Origin of the sequence: Dorea acetigenes (genome assembly GCF_025567385.1) — a bacterium.
Classification (GTDB): Bacteria; Bacillota; Clostridia; order Lachnospirales; family Lachnospiraceae; genus Claveliimonas; species Claveliimonas acetigenes.
Genome location: NZ_JAOQJU010000003.1, coordinates 208,872 through 227,190 on the forward strand (window position 1 = coordinate 208,872; position 18,319 = coordinate 227,190).

Annotated in this window: 25 protein-coding genes; 3 read left to right on the forward strand and 22 right to left on the reverse strand. The window is 43.1% G+C overall.

The genetic code is table 11. The features are described 5' to 3' along the window. Window positions 1-5: 5 nt before the first annotated feature. From OCV99_RS05400 to OCV99_RS05425, 6 genes are all read right to left on the reverse strand, one after another. Entirely contained in the window at window positions 6-1,811 is a 1,806-nt protein-coding gene (locus OCV99_RS05400) for an ABC transporter ATP-binding protein (protein WP_262574963.1), read from the reverse strand. Further along, complete coding sequence (locus OCV99_RS05405; RefSeq protein WP_262574965.1) at window positions 1,804-2,670, reverse strand: ABC transporter ATP-binding protein; 867 nt, start codon at window positions 2,668-2,670, stop codon at window positions 1,804-1,806. The genes OCV99_RS05400 and OCV99_RS05405 overlap by 8 nt, the downstream gene beginning before the upstream one ends. 380 nt (window positions 2,671-3,050) lie before the next feature. Next, entirely contained in the window at window positions 3,051-4,364 is a 1,314-nt protein-coding gene (locus tag OCV99_RS05410) for an MATE family efflux transporter (RefSeq protein WP_158368955.1), read from the reverse strand. A gap of 11 nt (window positions 4,365-4,375) precedes the next feature. Beyond that, a complete protein-coding gene (locus tag OCV99_RS05415; protein ID WP_158368957.1) occupies window positions 4,376-4,993 on the reverse strand; it encodes a cytidylate kinase-like family protein in 618 nt (205 codons plus the stop codon). Window positions 4,994-5,029: 36 nt separating this feature from the next. Beyond that, window positions 5,030-5,506, reverse strand: coding sequence for a MarR family winged helix-turn-helix transcriptional regulator (locus OCV99_RS05420; RefSeq protein ID WP_227192091.1), 477 nt, complete (start codon window positions 5,504-5,506; stop codon window positions 5,030-5,032). Between the two features lie 129 nt (window positions 5,507-5,635). Next, entirely contained in the window at window positions 5,636-6,112 is a 477-nt protein-coding gene (locus OCV99_RS05425) for a MarR family winged helix-turn-helix transcriptional regulator (RefSeq protein WP_158368961.1), read from the reverse strand. A gap of 297 nt (window positions 6,113-6,409) precedes the next feature. Here OCV99_RS05425 and OCV99_RS05430 point away from each other — a divergent pair, with 297 nt between their 5' ends. Continuing rightward, a complete protein-coding gene (locus OCV99_RS05430) occupies window positions 6,410-7,738 on the forward strand; it encodes an MATE family efflux transporter (protein ID WP_158368963.1) in 1,329 nt (442 codons plus the stop codon). Between the two features lie 439 nt (window positions 7,739-8,177). Next, entirely contained in the window at window positions 8,178-8,513 is a 336-nt protein-coding gene (locus OCV99_RS05435; protein WP_158368965.1) for a plasmid mobilization protein, read from the forward strand. 121 nt (window positions 8,514-8,634) lie between these two features. Here OCV99_RS05435 and OCV99_RS05440 read toward each other — a convergent pair whose 3' ends face one another. The 16 genes from OCV99_RS05440 to OCV99_RS05510 all read right to left on the reverse strand — a co-directional run bounded on the left by OCV99_RS05440 (window position 8,635) and on the right by OCV99_RS05510 (window position 16,381). Then, window positions 8,635-9,150 (reverse strand): GNAT family acetyltransferase, encoded by a 516-nt coding sequence (locus OCV99_RS05440; RefSeq protein WP_262574970.1) that lies wholly within the window; start codon window positions 9,148-9,150, stop codon window positions 8,635-8,637. Between the two features lie 64 nt (window positions 9,151-9,214). Further along, complete coding sequence (locus OCV99_RS05445; RefSeq protein WP_158368967.1) at window positions 9,215-9,400, reverse strand: hypothetical protein; 186 nt, start codon at window positions 9,398-9,400, stop codon at window positions 9,215-9,217. 167 nt (window positions 9,401-9,567) lie between these two features. Continuing rightward, window positions 9,568-9,909: a TnpV protein gene (locus OCV99_RS05450; RefSeq protein ID WP_262574972.1), complete on the reverse strand. Its 342-nt coding sequence runs from the start codon at window positions 9,907-9,909 to the stop codon at window positions 9,568-9,570. A 153-nt stretch (window positions 9,910-10,062) separates the two neighbouring features. Next, window positions 10,063-10,428, reverse strand: coding sequence for a helix-turn-helix domain-containing protein (locus tag OCV99_RS05455; RefSeq protein ID WP_158368971.1), 366 nt, complete (start codon window positions 10,426-10,428; stop codon window positions 10,063-10,065). 29 nt (window positions 10,429-10,457) lie between these two features. Continuing rightward, on the reverse strand, window positions 10,458-10,820 hold the full coding sequence (locus tag OCV99_RS05460) for a helix-turn-helix domain-containing protein (RefSeq protein WP_262574974.1): 363 nt from the start codon (window positions 10,818-10,820) through the stop codon (window positions 10,458-10,460). 208 nt (window positions 10,821-11,028) lie between these two features. Continuing rightward, window positions 11,029-11,382 carry a DUF6050 family protein gene (locus OCV99_RS05465; protein ID WP_158368973.1) on the reverse strand — a complete coding sequence of 118 codons (354 nt, stop codon included), beginning with the start codon at window positions 11,380-11,382 and terminating at the stop codon, window positions 11,029-11,031. Between the two features lies 1 nt (window position 11,383). Beyond that, window positions 11,384-11,923, reverse strand: coding sequence for a DUF6017 domain-containing protein (locus OCV99_RS18345; protein ID WP_331490672.1), 540 nt, complete (start codon window positions 11,921-11,923; stop codon window positions 11,384-11,386). Next, a complete protein-coding gene (locus OCV99_RS18350; protein ID WP_331490673.1) occupies window positions 11,883-12,350 on the reverse strand; it encodes a replication initiator protein A in 468 nt (155 codons plus the stop codon). The genes OCV99_RS18345 and OCV99_RS18350 overlap by 41 nt, the downstream gene beginning before the upstream one ends. Then, on the reverse strand, window positions 12,331-12,546 hold the full coding sequence (locus tag OCV99_RS05475) for a hypothetical protein (RefSeq protein ID WP_158368975.1): 216 nt from the start codon (window positions 12,544-12,546) through the stop codon (window positions 12,331-12,333). Before OCV99_RS05475 ends, OCV99_RS18350 begins: the two co-directional genes overlap by 20 nt. Next, window positions 12,533-13,006 (reverse strand): DUF6075 family protein, encoded by a 474-nt coding sequence (locus OCV99_RS05480; RefSeq protein ID WP_158368976.1) that lies wholly within the window; start codon window positions 13,004-13,006, stop codon window positions 12,533-12,535. Before OCV99_RS05480 ends, OCV99_RS05475 begins: the two co-directional genes overlap by 14 nt. Before the next feature lie 426 nt (window positions 13,007-13,432). Next, complete coding sequence (locus tag OCV99_RS05485; RefSeq protein WP_055282084.1) at window positions 13,433-14,668, reverse strand: tyrosine-type recombinase/integrase; 1,236 nt, start codon at window positions 14,666-14,668, stop codon at window positions 13,433-13,435. Between the two features lie 35 nt (window positions 14,669-14,703). Then, window positions 14,704-14,874, reverse strand: a complete 171-nt coding sequence (locus OCV99_RS05490; RefSeq protein ID WP_172677201.1) for a hypothetical protein — start codon at window positions 14,872-14,874, stop codon at window positions 14,704-14,706. Window positions 14,875-14,964: 90 nt separating this feature from the next. After that, window positions 14,965-15,174 (reverse strand): DUF6462 family protein, encoded by a 210-nt coding sequence (locus OCV99_RS05495; protein ID WP_005609464.1) that lies wholly within the window; start codon window positions 15,172-15,174, stop codon window positions 14,965-14,967. 90 nt (window positions 15,175-15,264) lie between these two features. Further along, a complete protein-coding gene (locus OCV99_RS05500; RefSeq protein WP_015526702.1) occupies window positions 15,265-15,633 on the reverse strand; it encodes a hypothetical protein in 369 nt (122 codons plus the stop codon). 12 nt (window positions 15,634-15,645) lie between these two features. Further along, complete coding sequence (locus OCV99_RS05505) at window positions 15,646-15,885, reverse strand: hypothetical protein (protein WP_055282085.1); 240 nt, start codon at window positions 15,883-15,885, stop codon at window positions 15,646-15,648. A 193-nt stretch (window positions 15,886-16,078) separates the two neighbouring features. Continuing rightward, window positions 16,079-16,381, reverse strand: coding sequence for a hypothetical protein (locus tag OCV99_RS05510; protein ID WP_262574977.1), 303 nt, complete (start codon window positions 16,379-16,381; stop codon window positions 16,079-16,081). Between the two features lie 209 nt (window positions 16,382-16,590). On the opposite strand from OCV99_RS05510, the gene OCV99_RS05515 reads away from it, so the two are divergent. Continuing rightward, window positions 16,591-18,045, forward strand: coding sequence for a DDE-type integrase/transposase/recombinase (locus OCV99_RS05515; RefSeq protein ID WP_158368978.1), 1,455 nt, complete (start codon window positions 16,591-16,593; stop codon window positions 18,043-18,045). Window positions 18,046-18,319 lie beyond the last annotated feature (274 nt).

An 18,319-nucleotide genomic window follows, 5' to 3' on the forward strand; every position in this document is an offset into this window, starting at 1 on the left:
ATTTGTTATGCAAACTGGCTGTAATACAGCGCAGCATATGCACCTTGTTTTTTAAGCAGTTCTTTGTGATTACCCTGTTCAATGATGTTTCCGTTTTCCATAAACAGGATATTATCGGCGTCTCGTATCGTAGAGAGACGATGCGCGATCACAAAGCTGGTTCTTCCATTCATCAGTTTCTTCATCGCCTTTCCGATCTCTGCTTCTGTACGGGTATCCACACTGGATGTAGCTTCATCCAGAATGATGATCGGCGGATTGCAGAGAAATACGCGTGCAATCGTTATAAGCTGCCTTTGTCCTACGGACAGGTTCGCCGCTTCGTTATCCAGCACTGTATGGTAGCCCTGGGGCATTGTGCGGATAAAATAATCCACTTTCGCCGCTTTTGCCGCCGCCTTGATTTCCTCCATAGTCGCGTCTGGTTTTCCATATGCGATATTTTCTGCTATCGTTCCCCCAAACAGCCATGTGTCCTGTAAAACCATTCCAAAATTGTGCCTTAACTCCTTCCGCGTCAGATCCGTAGTTGGCACTCCATCTATTGTGATCTTCCCGCCATCTACCTCATAAAAGCGCATAAGCAGATTGATCAATGTTGTTTTACCGGCGCCGGTTGAACCGACAACCGCAATCTTTTGTCCCGGTTTCGCTGTAAAGCTGATATTTTTCATCAGCATTTTATCCGGAACATACCCAAAGCTGACATTTTCAAAGGCAATTTCTCCCTTTGCATTTTTCAGGAGCACAGGAGCAACGGTATCAGGCTTTTCTTCCCCCGCGTCCAGGAAGTGAAACGTCCTCTCTGCAGAAGCCAATGCAGACTGCAGGGAATTCAGCATATAAGAGGTCTCGGTAAGCGGTTCCGCCGCCATATTGATATACTGGAAAAATGCCTGCACGATGCCCAGGGACATCCTTCCCTCCAGCATCCATTTGCACGCAAGAAGCATAATCGCCGCCTGTGAACAGCGCGACAGCAAACGGATCAACGGATTGACACAGTTTGTCAGAAAGTCTGTCTTTTTTGTGGCATTGCGCAATTCATCAACTGCGCTATTCATTGTTTCCATGCTTTCTTTTTCGTGGTTGTAAGCCCTTATCACATCTCTGCCTGTATAGTATTCCTCTGCTATGCCGGTAAGATAAGCCAGCGCCCGCTGCCGGTCAGCGGCACATTCCAGATTCTTTTTTGCGACCATTTTTGTAACCCAGAGACTGATAACCGTAAAAATCAGAAATACAGCGGTAAGCAACGGGCTGAAATAAATCATAAACGCCACTGCCCCGACAAGCGTTCCGATCGCCGTCAGCAGCTTCAGAAGTCCTGTCTGTAAAGTCTCCGACACTTTATCCAAATCACTGGTAACGCGGCTTAAAATCTCGCCGGGCTTATTTCCGTCATAAAAGTAAAGAGGAAGCTTATGTAGCTTACTGCTGATCTGCTTTCGCAAAGTCAAAATTAACCGTTCCGCTACACTCGCCATTAAATATGCTTGAAAATGATAAAACACACTTGTAAGCACATACAGGAAAAATAATGTGACCATCTGACGACCAAGCGGATTCCAGCTAATAGAAAAACTTGTTCCTGCTTCAACACAGTTTTTGATTGCCGAGAGCAGGTTATCAATAACTCCTGCGCTATAATACGGAGTGCATACATTCAGCACCGTATAAAAGACAATGCAGACAGCAACGATTGTCAGCCTGACTCTCTGGTTTTTAAGCTGCTGAAATAACCGAATTGCTGTTTTTCGCGCATCCTTTGGTACTTCTTTGTCGAATTTTATATCCCGCTTATCACTCATGTTCATCCGCCTCCTTTGTCTGTGAATCATAAATCTCCTTATAGATCGGACAGTTCTTAAGCAGTTCCTCGTGTTTTCCCATCCCCACCGGTTCTCCTTCATGCAAAACGATGATATGATCCGCATGAAGAATTGTGCTGATTCTCTGTGCAATAATCACCACAGCAGCGTTTTTTGTTTCCGGCTGCAGAGCTTTTCTAAGCGCGGCATCCGTCTTGAAATCCAGGGCAGAAAAGCTGTCGTCAAAAATATAGAGTTCCGGTTTTTTCACTAAGGCACGTGCGATTGAGAGACGCTGTTTTTGTCCGCCCGAAAAGTTTGTACCGCCCTGTGCCACAAAAGCGTCCAGCTTGTCAGGCAGCGCCTCTACAAAGTCTTTTGCCTGCGCGATTTCCAGCGCATGCCAGAGTTCTTTATCATCCGCATCCGGATTTCCGTAACGCAGATTTTCCGCAATCGTTCCGGAAAACAGCCACGCCCGCTGCTGAACAAAGGAAAGATGTTCTCTCAACTGCTCCTGCGGCATCTTACGGATATCCACTCCATTTAAGTGCACCGCTCCGTCTGTCACTTCATTAAACCTCATCATCAGCGATGCTACGGTTGATTTTCCACTGCCCGTTCCTCCGATAATGGCTGTTGTTTTTCCTCTTTCACATACGAAGTTCAAATTTTTCAGTGTGTATTCATCGGCATCCGCAAAGCGGAAAGACACATTTTTAAATCTCAATACCTCTTTTTGGTTTTTCTTTTCTTCCACACGCCTGTCCTTCTTGTCTGCAATCGTAGGCGAGAAATCCATGATTTCCCCGATACGGTTACAGCACTCCAAAGCACGCGGCAATGTCAGAATTACCATTTGCGCCATCATCAAAAAGAATAAGGATAGCATTGCGTATTCGATAATTGCGGTAATATCCCCGATCTGAAAATGACCGGCTGTGATGCGGAAACCACTAAATGTATAAACGAGCATCACAAAAACATTAATGGCAAAAACCGAAATACTATCAAGGATCGCAAAGCGCTTATTTACTTTGATCGCAGTTTGGGCATAGTCCTCAAATTTCTCATTTAAGCGTTGCTCTTCATTCGCTTCTGCAAAATTAATTTCATAGACTGCCTCCTGTAGACCATTTTAAATAAAAAAATACCCGGTTATTTTTCAATAACCGGGCGCACCCGACATCTTTTCGACAATACTGTTGCGACAGTATATCCTCCGATGACCAAAATATATTACCTGTAAATAATTCCTCTTTTTTCCGATACTCTTTTCAGTACAAGCGCTATGATCAGCACAAGGACTTCATAGATACCGAAGGTATGCCATACAACGGCATTTCCGAATATTTTCGGAAGCACTGTGATAACCAGTGAATTCAATACAAGGCTGCGGACAATATTAAGTGCAATAGCCTGACCAGAACGCTTCGTAGAGTAAAAATAAGCGGACAGCATCGTATTTACGCTTCCCACAATAAAGCCCCAGCAGTATTCCCACATATGAGCCGATGTAAATTCCAGTGTCTCTCCGGTTGCACCGAATAGCTGGCAGAGTACATGGGGAAACAGAACGTAAACTGCCACGCAAAGCACACTTCCTATAACGCTGATCATCTGCCCCACGCGATAATAATACTTTAAATCGTCGTCTTTTTTCGCACCATAAGCCTGACCGAACAATGGCTGCATTCCTTCAGACGCTCCGAAAAATACGGACATCGTAAATGACGAAAGATAGGAGATAATCGCAAAAGCATTGATTCCAATATCCCCAAAAGCAGCCATCAACGTATAGTTCATACAGAGCGTTGTTACCGGAGTGGAAAACTGCGCGATTGCCTCCGGCAGTCCCCGGAATATAATTTTCTTGAAAAGTTTGAGTTGCGGCTGATACCGCTGGATTCGAAGATCCCCTTTCTTAAAAATATAATGTGTCACAATAACCAGCAAGCCCACTGTCTGTGAAATTCCCGTCGCAACCGCCGCTCCCATAACTCCCATCTGCATAGGAAATACAAACAGCCAGTCAAGGAATATATTCAGCCCTGAGCTAATGACATTGGTAACTGCCACAAGTCCGGGCGAGCCGTCATTACGGCAGAAAAACTGTAGATTCAGAGAAAGTGCATTCGGAATGGCGAACAACGCATACCAGAATATATACTCTTTCACAAGAGACACATACTCTCCCGAAGCGCCCAGCAATCCGCTGACCAGTCCGGTAAAACCGGAACCGCACAGGGTAATAAAAATACCCACGATCAAATTTAAAGTCAGAGAGTGCATAAAGGCATTCTGCGCGCCTTCTTTATCACCTCGACCGAAGCGGATCGCCGTAATGGTAACACCGCCGATACTTGCCATTGCATTTAAAGCCTGTGCAAGCAATACAAAAGGGAGAGCCAGATTAACCGCTCCAAGGGCCTGGCTTCCCGCTCCATTTCCTACAAAAATCCCATCAACAACCGAAAACAAAAACACACAGGCGTTAGATAAGATTGCAGGAGCTACATTGCTGAAAATAATTTTTCCTCTTGAAGATTCCATTTCTGCCTCCATTATTTCTGTTCAAACCAACGCTCAGCATATTCCATCACGCCGGAAACCAGCGTTTTTATTTCTTTGCCGGATGTATTGATACACAAATGATAAGATTCCTTTTTTCCCCATTCCTTTTCCGTAAATAATTCTCGGTATGAGGAGCGCTCTTTATCTATCCGCTTTATTTTACGCAGCATCTCTTTCTCGGATAAATTCTCTTTTTCATCGGCGCGTTCCTCGCAGCGCTTCAGTTTTGAAATCTGATCTGCATATACAAAGATATTAAATGGATTCATATCCGCACAGACAATATCTGCGCACCGTCCGACAATCACACAGTCTCCCTGCTTTGCCAGTTGATGGATGATTTCATGCTCCGCAAGCGCTACCTTGATCGGCTGATGAACCATTGGCTGCTGATAGATCATAAAGCGGTGTCCTATCGTAGACTGATAAAAATTACGAATGTCCTTCTCCGAAATATGTGCAACATAATTTTTGTCAAAACCATGCTTTTCCGCAACCATGTCAATAATCTCATGGTCATAACAGGGAATATTCATCCTATCCGCAAGCCGTTTTCCAAGTTCACGCCCGCCGCTGCCAAATTCTCTGCTTATTGTAATAATTTTCATAATGCTACCTGCCTTTCTGATCTTTCATTAAATAAATCAATCGTCTGATTTTCGTTCTTTACACAACCCTAAATACTTTTCCATTTCTATCTGCAAATTCATCGTAAATATTTGCGTCAAAGCAACATACCTCTCCTGATCGGATTCTTTCATTTTTAAAAATGCCCGATACTCTGCGTCCTGCAAGGGAATAATATATTGTCTGACAAAAAATTCCCCTTTGTCTGTCATCCGTATATTTTTCCTGCGCGTTGAAATGGAAGAACGCTCTAAAAATATATAGCCCCTTTGGATCAGACTGCAGATCGCAGAATTTACAGTCTGTCTTGAAATAGACAATTTTTGACTGATTTCCTGCTGTGAGCATTCCTGTCCCGCAGACGTCAGCATATATAAAATCCAGAACGCGCTTTCTGATAAATTTAGATTTACTGCGATTTTATAATACATCGCATCAATCTCTTTATCCCGGCAATTCAGATTTTTCAGCATGGCGTCTATATCATGGTTCATAGATAACCTCCTTTCCCGAAACCTACAGGATCTGCCGCCGACAGCTCCTTTCGGATGCATGACAACATAAAAATGCCCGGTTATTTTTCAATAACCGGGCGCACCCGACATCTTCCGCTCGACTGCCAATCATTGCGATGATCCGTCCTCCGATGACGTGCTATTTATTTTTCTTATTTCTTCCTCCACAATTTCAATATGCTTTTGGGTAAGCGCTAATAACTGGCTTCGTTCCTGCTCTTCCAGCCTGTCAAATGACCGTTCTTCCGCATGAACCAATGGAACAATTTTTTCATCAATAAGGGTTTTTCCCTTATCTGTAAAAAATATCTGCTTGTTCTTACGGCTCTTAGGGGCAAGTTCCAGTTTAATAAATCCCTGTTCTTCCAGATTTTTTAATGCTGTGTTGATTGTCTGCGGCGCATAAAACCACGCACTGCACAAATCTTTCTGAGTACAGGACTGACCATGCTCATACAAAGAGTATAAAAGCCAGAAAGCCGCATCCGATAATCCTACTGATTTAGCATAGTCGTGATACAGCACATTCATTTTTTTATGAAGTCGGTTAAATGTTGCCAACACAAAAACCGTTGATACTTCCATGTTTCGCCTCCTTTATCCGAAGTCGGATGAAATTATAATCCGAGTACGGATAAAAGTCAATGTGTTTTTCAAAAATTTTTTGAAATTTTCAGATTGACAAATCCGATTCCATACTGTATGATGAAGGCGCTTGCTCGGAGGGCATATCATTCTTCAGAAGTGATAGGCTGGATAAGGCAACAGGCTGCAATGCCTGTAAGACTTTATCCAGCTTTTTTGTTGCCAAGCATACGTGAAAAGGTCCGGTGGACCTTTTCTAAGTTGTTCTGAGTAATTTTATTTTAAGGAGGACGCAATATGGATTTTCTCACAAGTAAAATCAAGCCTATGTATTTTAAGTATCTGACAGCAGCCTTCGGCAGCGCGCTGATCTCATCCATTTATGGCGTCGTCGATATGGCGATGGTCGGTCAGTACCAAGGACCGAACGGTACGGCGGCGCTTGCCGTTGTTGCTCCCATCTGGAATATCATATACAGTCTGGGGCTCCTGATGGGAATCGGCGGTTCCGTACTTTTTTCCACCCTGCGGGGCAGGTCAAAGGACAACCAAAAAGAATCCAACGAATACTTTACCGCCGCTGTAATCGGCGTTGTATTTTTAGCGGTTATCGCCTGGATTGGAATCCTGTTCTTTGATACGAACTTATTAAAATTATTCGGTGCAAAGGAAACTTTGCTTCCATTATCCAGAAGCTATCTGTTCCCGGTAAAATTTGTAGTGCCAAGTTTTCTGTTCACGCAGTTAATGGCTGCCTTTTTGCGCAACGATGGCAATCCCGGGCTTGCGACAAAGGCAGTGCTGTTTGGCGGAATCTTCAACGTATTCGGCGACTATTTCTTTGTGTTCATTCTGGACATGGGAATCATGGGCGCCGGACTTGCCACCGCTATGGGTTCCGTATTTTCTCTGTTGATGATGCTGACCCATTTCCGAAGCAAAAAGAATACCCTGCGACTGGTAAAGCCGACAAAGCTGCTTTCCAAACTGAAAACGATCAGTGTGACCGGTTTTTCCACATTTTTTATTGACGTGGCAATGGGGATTCTGACTATGCTCTTTAACCGGCAGATTTTGAAGTATCTGGGCACAAATGCTTTATCCGTTTATGGTATCATCATCAACATCAGCACCTTTGTCCAGTGCTGCGCTTACAGTATCGGGCAGGCTTCCCAGCCGATTATTTCGGCCAACTTCGGTGCGGGAAAAGGGGAAAGGATCAGTCAGATTTTAAAATACGCATTGGGAACGGCTGCCGTATTTGGTTTGATCTGGACAGCGCTTGCCGAACTTGCTCCCAACCTCTTCGTCCGCATTTTTATGACTCCGACAGACGAAATACTTGCGATTGCTCCGGGAATCATCCGCAGTTATGCCATCAGCTTTCTCCTGCTGCCGCTTAACATTTTTTCGACCTACTATTTCCAGGCGCTGATGAAACCACGCACTTCTTTCCTTGTATCAGTGGCAAGAGGCGCAGTGATCAGCGGATGTCTCATTTATCTGCTTCCCGCTGTCGCAGGAGCAGACGCGATCTGGTTCGCTATGCCCATTACAGAACTGGTAGTGGCTGTATTTGTCATTATTAAAATAAAGCAATATACAAGCCAACTTCCAAAGTCCTGATACCTGTCAAAATCTATATAACACTTCGCGCAAGGAAACTCTGCTGTAGTTTCTTTGCGCTTATTTTTGAAAAGGAAATAATTATAAAATCAAACATGTTATATGGTCACAATTCAAAGAGCAAGATTCGCCGCGTATTACAGAAACCCCATTCGGGGATTTCTGCATGCCGACAATCTTGATGGGGATTTTGGTCTACGCTCCGCTTCGGTCCGCGCTAAGCGGACATCCACCGGATGTCCAGCGCCCCATACCCTCGGGCAACGCGTATTTTTCAAATATGCAAAATTGGCTCCTGTTCAAAAACAGTTGCAGCGTGATTCTACCTATCACGAAAATCTCATGATTTTGTTAAAAATGCTTTCCACTGTTATCCATATCGTCCTTCCAATCGGCTCATATATGAATACAATTTTACGGAAAGGAAATATGAAATTTTATGGCAAGACCGAAAAAAGAACCAGAAATAACTTACACGCACCACATCAATCTCCGGCTTACAGATGTTCAATATGAAATTATATCTGAGAATGCCCGACGAGTCGAACTGTCGCTCTCAGAATATATACGCCGCCAATTAATGAAAGGAAAAGTCATTGCAAAATATGAACTTGTGGCAGATCTGCCGGAACTGAAGAAACTGATTTTTGAATTTGGAAAGATTGGGAATAACCTGAATCAGATTGCCCGCCACTTTAATACTGGCGGCATCCATTCACTGGAAATGCGGAAAGCAATCGGGCAGGGACTTTCTGATATTTTTAGGATGAAATAAGAAGTTCTAAAAATGGCAGGGGATTTCCAACAGATACGCAAAATATAGTATTATCTTCCGACGCTTTACAAAGAAAAACCAGAAGGCCCCATTACTGACTTTCTGGTTTTTCACTTGAATGCTAAAAGAAATTAAATAGCTGGATATACTTTGTATGGTCATTTACAGAATATCTTTCGTTAAATGGCATAAATCCATTCTTTTCACTCTGGTAGAAATTCAATAGCTTTACCTTATCCTCACATTCCAGAAATACGATTCCCCCGCCAATATCGTGCTGAACCTTTTCCAGAATTTCAAATGTCAGATCCATCAATTCATTTCCATTGATTCCCTTTCCTTCATCCACAGCATAATTTTTTCCAAACTGCGCGATCAGAAAGGCGGATACCGTATAGCTGTCTGATTCCAAATCCAGTATTGCATATCTGCTTATTTTCTTCCGCTTAGAATTGGACAGATTTGCGCTGCCAATCTCAACCGCTTTATGGGCCAGTGTAAAAACTGCCGCTATCTTACCATGTTCATTTACCACAAAATATGTAACAGACAATTTCTTCCTTGCAAACTCGATTGCATTATTTACTACGAATTGTTCAATTTCCGGATTGATCGGACAGGAAAATCGGAAAGACACTTTTTTAGTTCTGTCTCTCCGATTGCTCCCAACATATCTAAAATATTTATCGTATCGAACTGTCTCATTTGCCTGCTTCTCCCTTTGCCATCAGCCGCCGGATCGCATCATAATCTGTCAACGGCGGTTTTACTGGTGCAGACGGCTTTCTCTTAGGCTTATTCTCTGAAGCTGCCAGCGCATCTATAAAGGCTTCCGCCTGCTTCGGATCGTCAATACGAACTTTTGCAAAAATACTCGATGTAGCCATAATCGCACCTCCTTCTCCAAATGGCTTATAATAGTATATGCTGAAAAGACAATAAACCATATATTTGCTTTACTGCCTTTTCTTTAATTTTATTCTAAATCAGATTTTTCCGGACGTCAACCACCATATTTTTTTATTATTTTATGAAATTTTAAAGCTGCTTTTCATTATCTGTACGCCAGATTATTCATCACGCATTCTTCTGCCATCGCCGTCAGCATATTCATATGCGCCGTCCACGCAAGCGGATCTGCTTCCTTATCCAGTGCCGGATACTTCTGCAGCAGTTTCTCCATTAAAATCTCCATCCTTTCCTGTGCCGTTTTCTCAATCTCCAGAAGATGCCTGTCCAGTTTTCCAGTCAGCATCATACTCTGATACCAGTTGCTTCGGTTTTCTTTTAGAAATGTCCTGCGTAGCATCCCGTATTTCCCTATGGAATTTTCACTGCTTTCTATTGTCAGATTCGGAAACAGGTAATCTCCTTTGAGGTAATATGTCAGTCCCATTTTTATCCCTCCAATTTTATTTTTATGAATTAACGTGTTAAAGCGATTATAAATGATGACAATCGAATTTTCAACCGCTATCTTTAAATTTCCCTTTGTCCCAATTTTCTTTCAGCCAATAATACATTTCTGTTTGATAATGAATGATACTTTTTATGCTTTCTCCGATATATCATCTGAAAGTGCATCTACCAATGCGTCCACTGTCCGGAACACAACCTCCCTATCCTTCTGCTGCAATCTCCGCACTCTTGCCGACATTCTCTGTATATGCCCATCCCCTTCCATGACTTCCATATCCCCCACCAGTTCACTGGCGCTCGTTCCCAATGCCTGTGCAAGCCGCCGGAATACCTCAATGGACATATCGCTCTGCCCGCCCTCTATTCGGCTCACTGTGTTCAGGCTGACATCCGCCATCTCTGCCAGTTTTTCCTGCGACCAGCGGAGCGTCTGCCTACGTTCTCTTATCCGTTCTCCTATTTCCATCAAACGCTTTGAAACGACACGATTTCCCACTCCAATACCTCCTGCCTATGTAATTTTCACTAGAATTTCGAGTTTCTCCTGATCTCGTCAATCAAAACGTCCATTGTCCGCATCACGATCTCCTGTCCGTTTTTATCCAGCCGACGTATACGGCAAGCCATATGATAAAGCTGTTTTTCTTCCGGCGGTACCGCCGCTGTTTTCCCAAGCAGTGTGTTTACGTCAGTCTTTAATGCTTCCGCGATTTTTTCAAACACCTCAATAGATGTTGCAGACTGACCACCTTCAATGCGGATTACCGTATTAACGCTGATCCCGGCTTTTTCCGCAAAATATTCCTGCGACCAACGAAGTTCCTGCCTGCGTTTCCTTATGCGTTCCCCTGTCTCCATTAACCCTTGCGAAACCACTCGACTACCCAATGCAATGTCTCCTTCCCTGCGATATTCTCCGTAGCTTTTCGCCATATGCCGCAAAACCAGCCTTTTTTAACTTTTGTTTTCCACCTCCAGAACCCACCAGCAACTTCCTCCGGATGCTTGGCAACGAAAAAACAGCCAAACCGGAGAGTTTCGCTGCTTTTTAGGAATATCTATTCACTTTTTATTCTTTCTGCCATTACTAAAACAATCATTCTGAAAATATTTTCTTACTCTTCCCGACTAACCGAAAGATACCCATACACACATACCGCACCAGATAAACGGCTGCCATAACCAACCTCCATGCTAAAATCATACCACCGATCACACCGCCAATTAGCAGATTTATTACCAGTATACCTACTGTACCGCCGAGGTCAAACCCTTTCGGGATTACCCACACAAACATCCGGTGTACGCCAAACGGAATCCCCATAAGTACCCACAATTTTAGATAATCGCAAACGCTATTTTCCACGCACAACGGATAAAATAACGCCGCCAGAAATATTGCTGCCACAACCGGGACAATCACTCTTTTTGTAAATTCATACACCATCATATCAGCCACCTCCATACAGGTCATGGTTCACTTCCGCCTGATAGTAATGGTTCATCGTCATTGTGGCGTTATAAAGCGTTGTCAGCAGATAAGCCTTGATATTCCCCACCTTTGCCGTATTTTTCTGCAGACTGAACAGCACATACTCGATGTGCGAATAATCCAGCTTGATAAAGTGGCTCTTAACAAGCGTCACAGGTTTTTCTACCCCGGCAATCCGCAAGGTGCTGTCATCTGGCATCATCAGGACTTCCACGACCAACTCCACAAGTTCGTCCACCTCTTTGCTCTTGTGGCATGGGTACTCAATACGCTCCCGGATCAATTCCCGGTAAGCATCCATTTTCCCTATCGCATCCATCCCATCCGAATGTCCTTCCACTTCTGCAGATAAGATTGGATTGGATAAGATTTTCTCAGTCTCACTCAGATCAGTCTCGTTAAACTCTGTATCACTGTAATCAGTCTCACTATATTCAGTCTTGTTAATATCAGTCTTATTAGAGTATGATTTTGGAACTTCTTGAAGTTTGATTTTCATACTTCTGCGTATTTTCGGCGTTTTCCGGCTGTTTTTCTTTTTTCTCCGGCTCCGGACAGTCCATAATCATAAAGTTTTTTACATAAATCACGTTCGGTTTTCCAAGCCCCAGCCGTTTCTTCTCAATTAGCCCGATCCCTTTTTCCGTATCAAGCTCTGCAATGTTCCGGCTTGCCTTCTGCCTTGCACAGCCAAGCAGTTCCATGATTTCCTCCACAGTGAAAATAATATATACCCGATCCTCTTCGTCAAACCAGCGGTTCTTGACGCTCAGGCTCATACGGTCCAGCATCAGACCGTATAAAACCTTTGCCTCGCAAGAGAGTGACTTGAAGCATTCTGCTGTAAATAGTACCTTCGGTACGCGGTAAAAATGGTATTGTTCCGCTTCCATGCCCCGGAAATATTCAAACTGGATTTTCTGCATCTGCCACACCCTCCCTCTGCTGTTTCTCTTTTTCTACTTCGTTCTCTATCTCTGCATAAACGCGAAAATATCTTTTTGTCCCCTTGTTCGCAAATGGTTCTGAAACTGATTTTACCTTTATTTCCTTATGCCGTTCCAGAAGTCCCTTAAACCATTGGATATCCTGAACTGTCCCCTGCATCCTAATTTTCAGCATACATATCCTCCCAATCCACATAAAAGCAATACTCTGGATAACGGATTTTGATTGCCTCCCAAAAGTACCTTGCGTAACCGCAGCAGAATAACTCTTCCACAGTGTAGCAACTCATTTCATGTAACTGCCCATCAGCATCCGAATCGTCATAACTATAGACACTCGGCGTACCGTTGCAGTACAGATTAAATGCCATCCGCACAATCTTCACGCTGCCGCTGGTCTGCCATCCATCCCGTAAGCACTCTGGCTTCACATTTCCCGACTTAAAATCGTATATCTGTTTCACATGATCTCTTGTATCCCTGTCAATTCCAAGGCAATACACTAGTGCCCTGTGGTATACGTCCTGGTATCTGCACTTCTGCAGATACTCCTTATAAAATTTTTCGTGTTCCCTGTTCTTGAAAATAATCGTGTGCGAATCTCTTTTGTTTGCTCTTGTCGCTGTGTCTGCCATCTTCGTTTCCTCCAACTAAATTATTTTTTAATTTATGACCATAACAAAAAGGACACTTCCCTAAAATCGCTCTTAGAAAAATGTCCTTATCGTACAAAATATTCAGTTGAACTGACACGAGTTTATTTTATTATCGCTTATTTTCACCCGTTAAGAGAGTTTAATTTGTCGTACTTTTGTCGTACCTTACGGCTTCAAAGTCCGCAAACCCTTGATTTTACTGGCTTTATTTATCCAAAGTCTTCATCGTCGGGAATTTTTTTGATTTTTCTTCATTACCCTTCGTGATGCTTCGCTGTGCTATTTCTATTAAATTGTCTTCTCTTCATCACCATTCATGATGAATCATTGTCAAATCATATCTGTTGTCAATTTGATGTCATTTGGTTATTTCTGTTGTCAGATGAAAGGGTTCATAAGCCCTTCTTAAAATACATCCATTGTTGCAGCCAAATGTTCAAATGTTTCCTGTTTTTTCTCCTCTGTCGCTTCTGCATAGATATCCATAGTGGTCTGAATATCCTTATGCCCCATGATCGACTGGATTATTTTCAGGTTTGTTTCTCTTTCACAAAGCCTTGTGCAAAATGTGTGTCTCAAGCTGTGCGCTGAAAAATCCGGCAACAGCACCGGCTCCCGATGCTCTTTTTTTGCCTCTATTTCTTCTGTTGCGTTATAAGCAGATGAGATTCTCTTGATTGCTCGATTGACTGACTGGGCATTCATTATATTTCCATAACGGTTACAGAAAACAAAGCCTGTCATTCCGTCAATCTCTGCATCTGTCCAGCCATTTTCTTTCTGCTCTTCCCAGATCATTTCAAAAGCATCTTTCACTGTATCCAACATGGGAATCGTACGCATTCCGGCTTCTGTTTTCGGCGTCGAAATGTGATTTTCCGATGCCCGGTCTTCTCCTACCGGATAATACGTCAGATTATGATTGATGCTGATAATCCGCTTCTCGTAATCAATGTCTTCCCATCGAAGCCCTAAAACTTCTCCAATCCGGCACCCGGTTCCAAGAAAAATCGTAAAAATCGGCCACCAGTGAAAATAAATCGGATGCGCAGCAATATATTCCATAAATGCTCTCTGCTGTGGAATTGTCAGTGCATGTCTCACACCGGTCTTCATGCCTAAGTTTTTCTTTAATTCTGCCATGACTCCATCCGTAGGATTTTTTCTGATAATGTCATCCCTTACAGCCAGTTGAAAAGTTGGATGCAATAACGTATGAATGGTTTCCAATGTGTTAATCTTCAGTTCCTGCTTCTTGGTCAAATGATTATAGAACTGCACCACATCAGAATACTTAATCTCTGCTATATTCCGCTTTCCAAATGTATCCCGGATAAATCGGTCATACATATAAAGATAATTACTCTTGGTCGTTGGTTTCAGATTGTTTTTGAGACTCATGTAGCGGTCAAATACAAAATTTACTGTAGCCTTTCCGGCAACATAAATATCCAGACCGTCCATCTGGTCTTTCATGAGCTGTGCTTCTTTTTCTCGAAGCGTTACAAGGTCTTGTGCATAAACATACTTACGTCTTCCAAGGGGATCTGTATAAGTATATACATACCTCTCATCGGAACGTCTCTGTGATTCACCTTTCCGCAAGACTCTGCCTCGCAGATCTTTTCTTGTCTGTGCCATATAAAATCCTCCTTCAATAAAGGAAGGACTTCATGTTATTCAGGTCTGTTCAAAATTCTTTCCAGTCCCTGCAGGACAACTTCTGTCACAGTCATTTTGTGCTTTCCGGCATAATCGCAGATACGCTTATACATAGAATCTTCCACCCGGATACTCAATACTTTCTTTTTTACATTTTCCGACTTTGGTCTTCCTGTCTTCGCCATATCTGTTCTTATTCCTCCACATCTTCATTATAGTTTTCGTATGACGAAAAGTCAATCCCTGTTTTTCGTCCTTCCACAATTTTTTCTTCCCTACGCAATCCGGAATGTCTCCAGATACTTTTCAAATATCTCACAGTTTACAAGGGCAACCTTGTCAATCTTATACACTGCTTTGGCTTCTTTCGCCAGCTCCTGGAATTTCGTCAGCCCAATGCTGTAAAGCTCTGCCCCTTCCTGATAACGGACGAATTTCTTTGCTATTTTCTTTGTTTTCTCTACATCTTTACGTGCATATCCCATACACCGCACCTCCTTTTCTGCATGAAAAAAGCAGCTAACCTATTTTTCATAGACTAACTGCTCGTGTTAAGTTCCATATTCAGTTTTATTCTACAAATCCGACAGTGAAATTCGGTCGTATGCGCCATTTTTCTTATCTTCCGGGTGTGGCTCCAATCCAATAATTGTAATATCTTTCTGGTCTGGTCCATAAACCCAGTACATTCTCATTGCGCCACTGGTTTTATTTTCCAGATAAGATTGCCACACTTTCATTCCGTAACGTCTGGATAATGGCTCTATTTCATGGGTTTGAAGACTCGGATAACCCGGATCAGCCGACAACAGCTTTAAAGCCTTTCCCCATTTTTTATACAACTGTTCTTCCTTCTTTTTTATATTACCGGAACGATATTTCTCCTGCAGATCTAACCAAAGTTCCTGCATTTCAGGAATTCCCATTCGTATATTAAAATTCATCTCTCATTCCTTTTAAAAATCTGACAGGTCAATAGCCTGGGAAACATCGCCTCTTTTAAAATTGCTTACTGCACGATCCATATCTGCCAGAGTTCTGGCTGAAATGCACTCTGGCACTGCCAGTTCCCGAGGTTCCAGAATAATGCAGCCATTTCCATATTCTTTTACATTATAATACTGATAAGCAGCTCCTCTGAGAGTAATTCTTTTTTTGTTATCCAGATGGGCAACATAATCTTTCATTGCTTCCATTATCAACACCTCCTACGCAAGCATTTGTGTGGGAAATCCCACCTCTTATTATTATAATACGCTTTTCTATATTATCTGTCAATCTACTTTTACTTACTCCTGATACTTGAAAGTATTCATGCACCGGCAGACGGCAGGTGGCAGATAGGGTATCTATAAAAATCTGTATTTGCTTCGATGACTCTGCCACCCATCATTCTTTTAATCGAATACTATTCTCCTGCTTTTCATTTACTTGGTACTCCAACTCATTCTTCATTCGGCTTCTCACATCACGCATTGTCCTCCCGGATATTCCCTGCTCCTTTGCCTTTTCGTCTAATTCCCTGATTGAAATTTCTTTTTTATCAGCAAGCAGTTCCCTGATCAATTTTCTCCCTCGCTCCAGCTTTGTTTCTGTTGCTTTTCCTTCTTTTCCATCTAACAATTCATCTGCGGAAATCTCATAAGCTCCCACCCATCGAAATCCTTCTTCGTCTCCCAGTTTAAATGCCATTGTCTCCCCTGGTGGCGCTAGCGAGCTTTTTTCATGAATCAACACCCTTGTGGTTGGAGGTACTGTAAAGTTTTACAGTCCTATTTTTCTTTAAAACCTTATATTTTCAAGGCATTCATCACTTTTGCAAATAAAAAAGCAATGACCCCCTTTTTTCGTATATAATGTAATCACCACAAAAACAAAATACGAAAGGTAAATCATTGCTTATGGATAACATTATACTCTATTTACTTACTATCATTCAAGAACAATACAACACTATTTGCTGGCTTATTCTCTTTATCTGCAGATACATTCCTCTCAAACAGTGGGCTCATGATGAGATCCACAGCCCCAAATACCAGAAATTCCTCACGGATAAGCTGCCTGTCATTAAGCCTTTCATCAAACAAGACTGGCTGCTCTGGAACGAGTATTACCGGCTTCGCTACGGCAAAGCAGTTAAACCTGTCAAAACTCAAAATGGCAAGACCCGCACTGTCCCTGAAGATACCGTATGTCCCCTCTGCGGTGCTCCGCATGAGTACCTCTATGATAACTCCGGTGGTCGCGGTCAATTCAAATGCAAGATCTGCGGTCAAACCTTTGTCAACGGTGAGAAAGTAACGACTCCTCTAAAACTCCAGTGCCCCTACTGCGGCCATGCCCTGCAGCCGGTCAAAGACCGTAAACATTTCCGTGTCCACAAATGCGTCAATGACAACTGCTCCTATTACAAACGGAACCTGAAAAAGCTTCCGAAAAAGCTTCCAAAATCAGAATACTGGAAGTACAAGCTGCGGTATCTCTACCGGGAGTTCTCCGTGAACTTCTTCGATATGGATCTGAATCAGCTCCCCAAATGGGCAACCTCTTTCAAGTATAAAAAGAACAATGCCTATATCATGGGATTATGCCTCACCTACCGGGTGAACCTCAAGCTGTCTCTCCGCCAAACTGTACAAGCCCTGAAAGAAATCCATGGAATTGAAATCTCACACACCATGGTAAACAACTATGCCAAAACTGCTGCTGTCCTCATACGGCCTTTCGTGGATTCCTATGACTACAATCCTTCCCATGAACTGGCTGCCGATGAAACTTACATAAAAATCAAAGGCGTGAAGTCCTATGTCTGGCTCATCATGGACGCAGTATCCCGTTCTATCCTGGGATATCAGGTCTCAACCTCCAGAGATGTCGGTCCCTGCATCCTTACCATGCGTATGGCATTTGACAAGTTTAAGGAATTCCCCGGCAAAGCCCTGAAATTTATCGCGGATGGTTATAGTGCCTATCCACTTGCTGCCCAACAGTTTAAGCTCGAAAAGGATTGGGACGTCTTCATCACCCAGGTCATCGGTCTTACAAATGACGATGAAGTGTCGAAAAAATTCCGTCCGTTCAAGCAGCTCATTGAGCGCCTGAACCGTACCTTCAAGGAATCCTACCGCATTACCTGTGGGTATGGGACGGAAGATGGTGCTGTCCACAGCATTTCTCTTTGGGTCGCTTATTATAATTTCCTGCGTCCCCATGAGATATCCGGCGGCAAAGAACCACTGAACAAAGTGGAGCTTTTGGAAGGTGCCGGGAACATGCCCGGAAAATGGCAGCTTCTCATCTACCTGGGCCAGCAGACAATCCTGAAACAGCAGAGCGAAGCCTCTATCTGTTCTTAGATTCCGAGCCGAAGGTAAAATATCCAGCCACCAGAACCAGCGGTTCTGGCTCTGCCCTTGATGGCACGCAAAAACAATGCTATAATGCTGTGAATTAGACGGAGAAACCTATCTGTTCTTGAGTTCTTCGCCGTCGGTAAGACGTTCAGAGCATTGTTTTGGTGTGCCGTCAAGGGTGGTGGACACCGCCAAAAGCTAATATATCTGCAATTTTCAAGGTTCCGATGGAGCCATTTTTTCAGCTCCATTTTTTCATAGACTACTTTACACTACC

What these genes read in the sequence shown, in the direction of transcription:
- OCV99_RS05400 (WP_262574963.1), bottom strand. Translation starts at nt 1,811, where the DNA reads ATGAGTGATAAGCGGGATATAAAATTCGACAAAGAAGTACCAAAGGAT.
- OCV99_RS05405 (WP_262574965.1), bottom strand. Translation starts at nt 2,670, where the DNA reads ATGGTAATTCTGACATTGCCGCGTGCTTTGGAGTGCTGTAACCGTATC.
- OCV99_RS05410 (WP_158368955.1), bottom strand. Translation starts at nt 4,364, where the DNA reads ATGGAATCTTCAAGAGGAAAAATTATTTTCAGCAATGTAGCTCCTGCA.
- OCV99_RS05415 (WP_158368957.1), bottom strand. Translation starts at nt 4,993, where the DNA reads ATGAAAATTATTACAATAAGCAGAGAATTTGGCAGCGGCGGGCGTGAA.
- OCV99_RS05420 (WP_227192091.1), bottom strand. Translation starts at nt 5,506, where the DNA reads ATGAACCATGATATAGACGCCATGCTGAAAAATCTGAATTGCCGGGAT.
- OCV99_RS05425 (WP_158368961.1), bottom strand. Translation starts at nt 6,112, where the DNA reads ATGGAAGTATCAACGGTTTTTGTGTTGGCAACATTTAACCGACTTCAT.
- OCV99_RS05430 (WP_158368963.1), top strand. Translation starts at nt 6,410, where the DNA reads ATGGATTTTCTCACAAGTAAAATCAAGCCTATGTATTTTAAGTATCTG.
- OCV99_RS05435 (WP_158368965.1), top strand. Translation starts at nt 8,178, where the DNA reads ATGGCAAGACCGAAAAAAGAACCAGAAATAACTTACACGCACCACATC.
- OCV99_RS05445 (WP_158368967.1), bottom strand. Translation starts at nt 9,400, where the DNA reads ATGGCTACATCGAGTATTTTTGCAAAAGTTCGTATTGACGATCCGAAG.
- OCV99_RS05450 (WP_262574972.1), bottom strand. Translation starts at nt 9,909, where the DNA reads ATGGGACTGACATATTACCTCAAAGGAGATTACCTGTTTCCGAATCTG.
- OCV99_RS05465 (WP_158368973.1), bottom strand. Translation starts at nt 11,382, where the DNA reads ATGATGGTGTATGAATTTACAAAAAGAGTGATTGTCCCGGTTGTGGCA.
- OCV99_RS18345 (WP_331490672.1), bottom strand. Translation starts at nt 11,923, where the DNA reads ATGAAAATCAAACTTCAAGAAGTTCCAAAATCATACTCTAATAAGACT.
- OCV99_RS18350 (WP_331490673.1), bottom strand. Translation starts at nt 12,350, where the DNA reads ATGCAGAAAATCCAGTTTGAATATTTCCGGGGCATGGAAGCGGAACAA.
- OCV99_RS05475 (WP_158368975.1), bottom strand. Translation starts at nt 12,546, where the DNA reads ATGCTGAAAATTAGGATGCAGGGGACAGTTCAGGATATCCAATGGTTT.
- OCV99_RS05480 (WP_158368976.1), bottom strand. Translation starts at nt 13,006, where the DNA reads ATGGCAGACACAGCGACAAGAGCAAACAAAAGAGATTCGCACACGATT.
- OCV99_RS05485 (WP_055282084.1), bottom strand. Translation starts at nt 14,668, where the DNA reads ATGGCACAGACAAGAAAAGATCTGCGAGGCAGAGTCTTGCGGAAAGGT.
- OCV99_RS05490 (WP_172677201.1), bottom strand. Translation starts at nt 14,874, where the DNA reads ATGGCGAAGACAGGAAGACCAAAGTCGGAAAATGTAAAAAAGAAAGTA.
- OCV99_RS05495 (WP_005609464.1), bottom strand. Translation starts at nt 15,174, where the DNA reads ATGGGATATGCACGTAAAGATGTAGAGAAAACAAAGAAAATAGCAAAG.
- OCV99_RS05500 (WP_015526702.1), bottom strand. Translation starts at nt 15,633, where the DNA reads ATGAATTTTAATATACGAATGGGAATTCCTGAAATGCAGGAACTTTGG.
- OCV99_RS05505 (WP_055282085.1), bottom strand. Translation starts at nt 15,885, where the DNA reads ATGGAAGCAATGAAAGATTATGTTGCCCATCTGGATAACAAAAAAAGA.
- OCV99_RS05510 (WP_262574977.1), bottom strand. Translation starts at nt 16,381, where the DNA reads ATGGCATTTAAACTGGGAGACGAAGAAGGATTTCGATGGGTGGGAGCT.
- OCV99_RS05515 (WP_158368978.1), top strand. Translation starts at nt 16,591, where the DNA reads ATGGATAACATTATACTCTATTTACTTACTATCATTCAAGAACAATAC.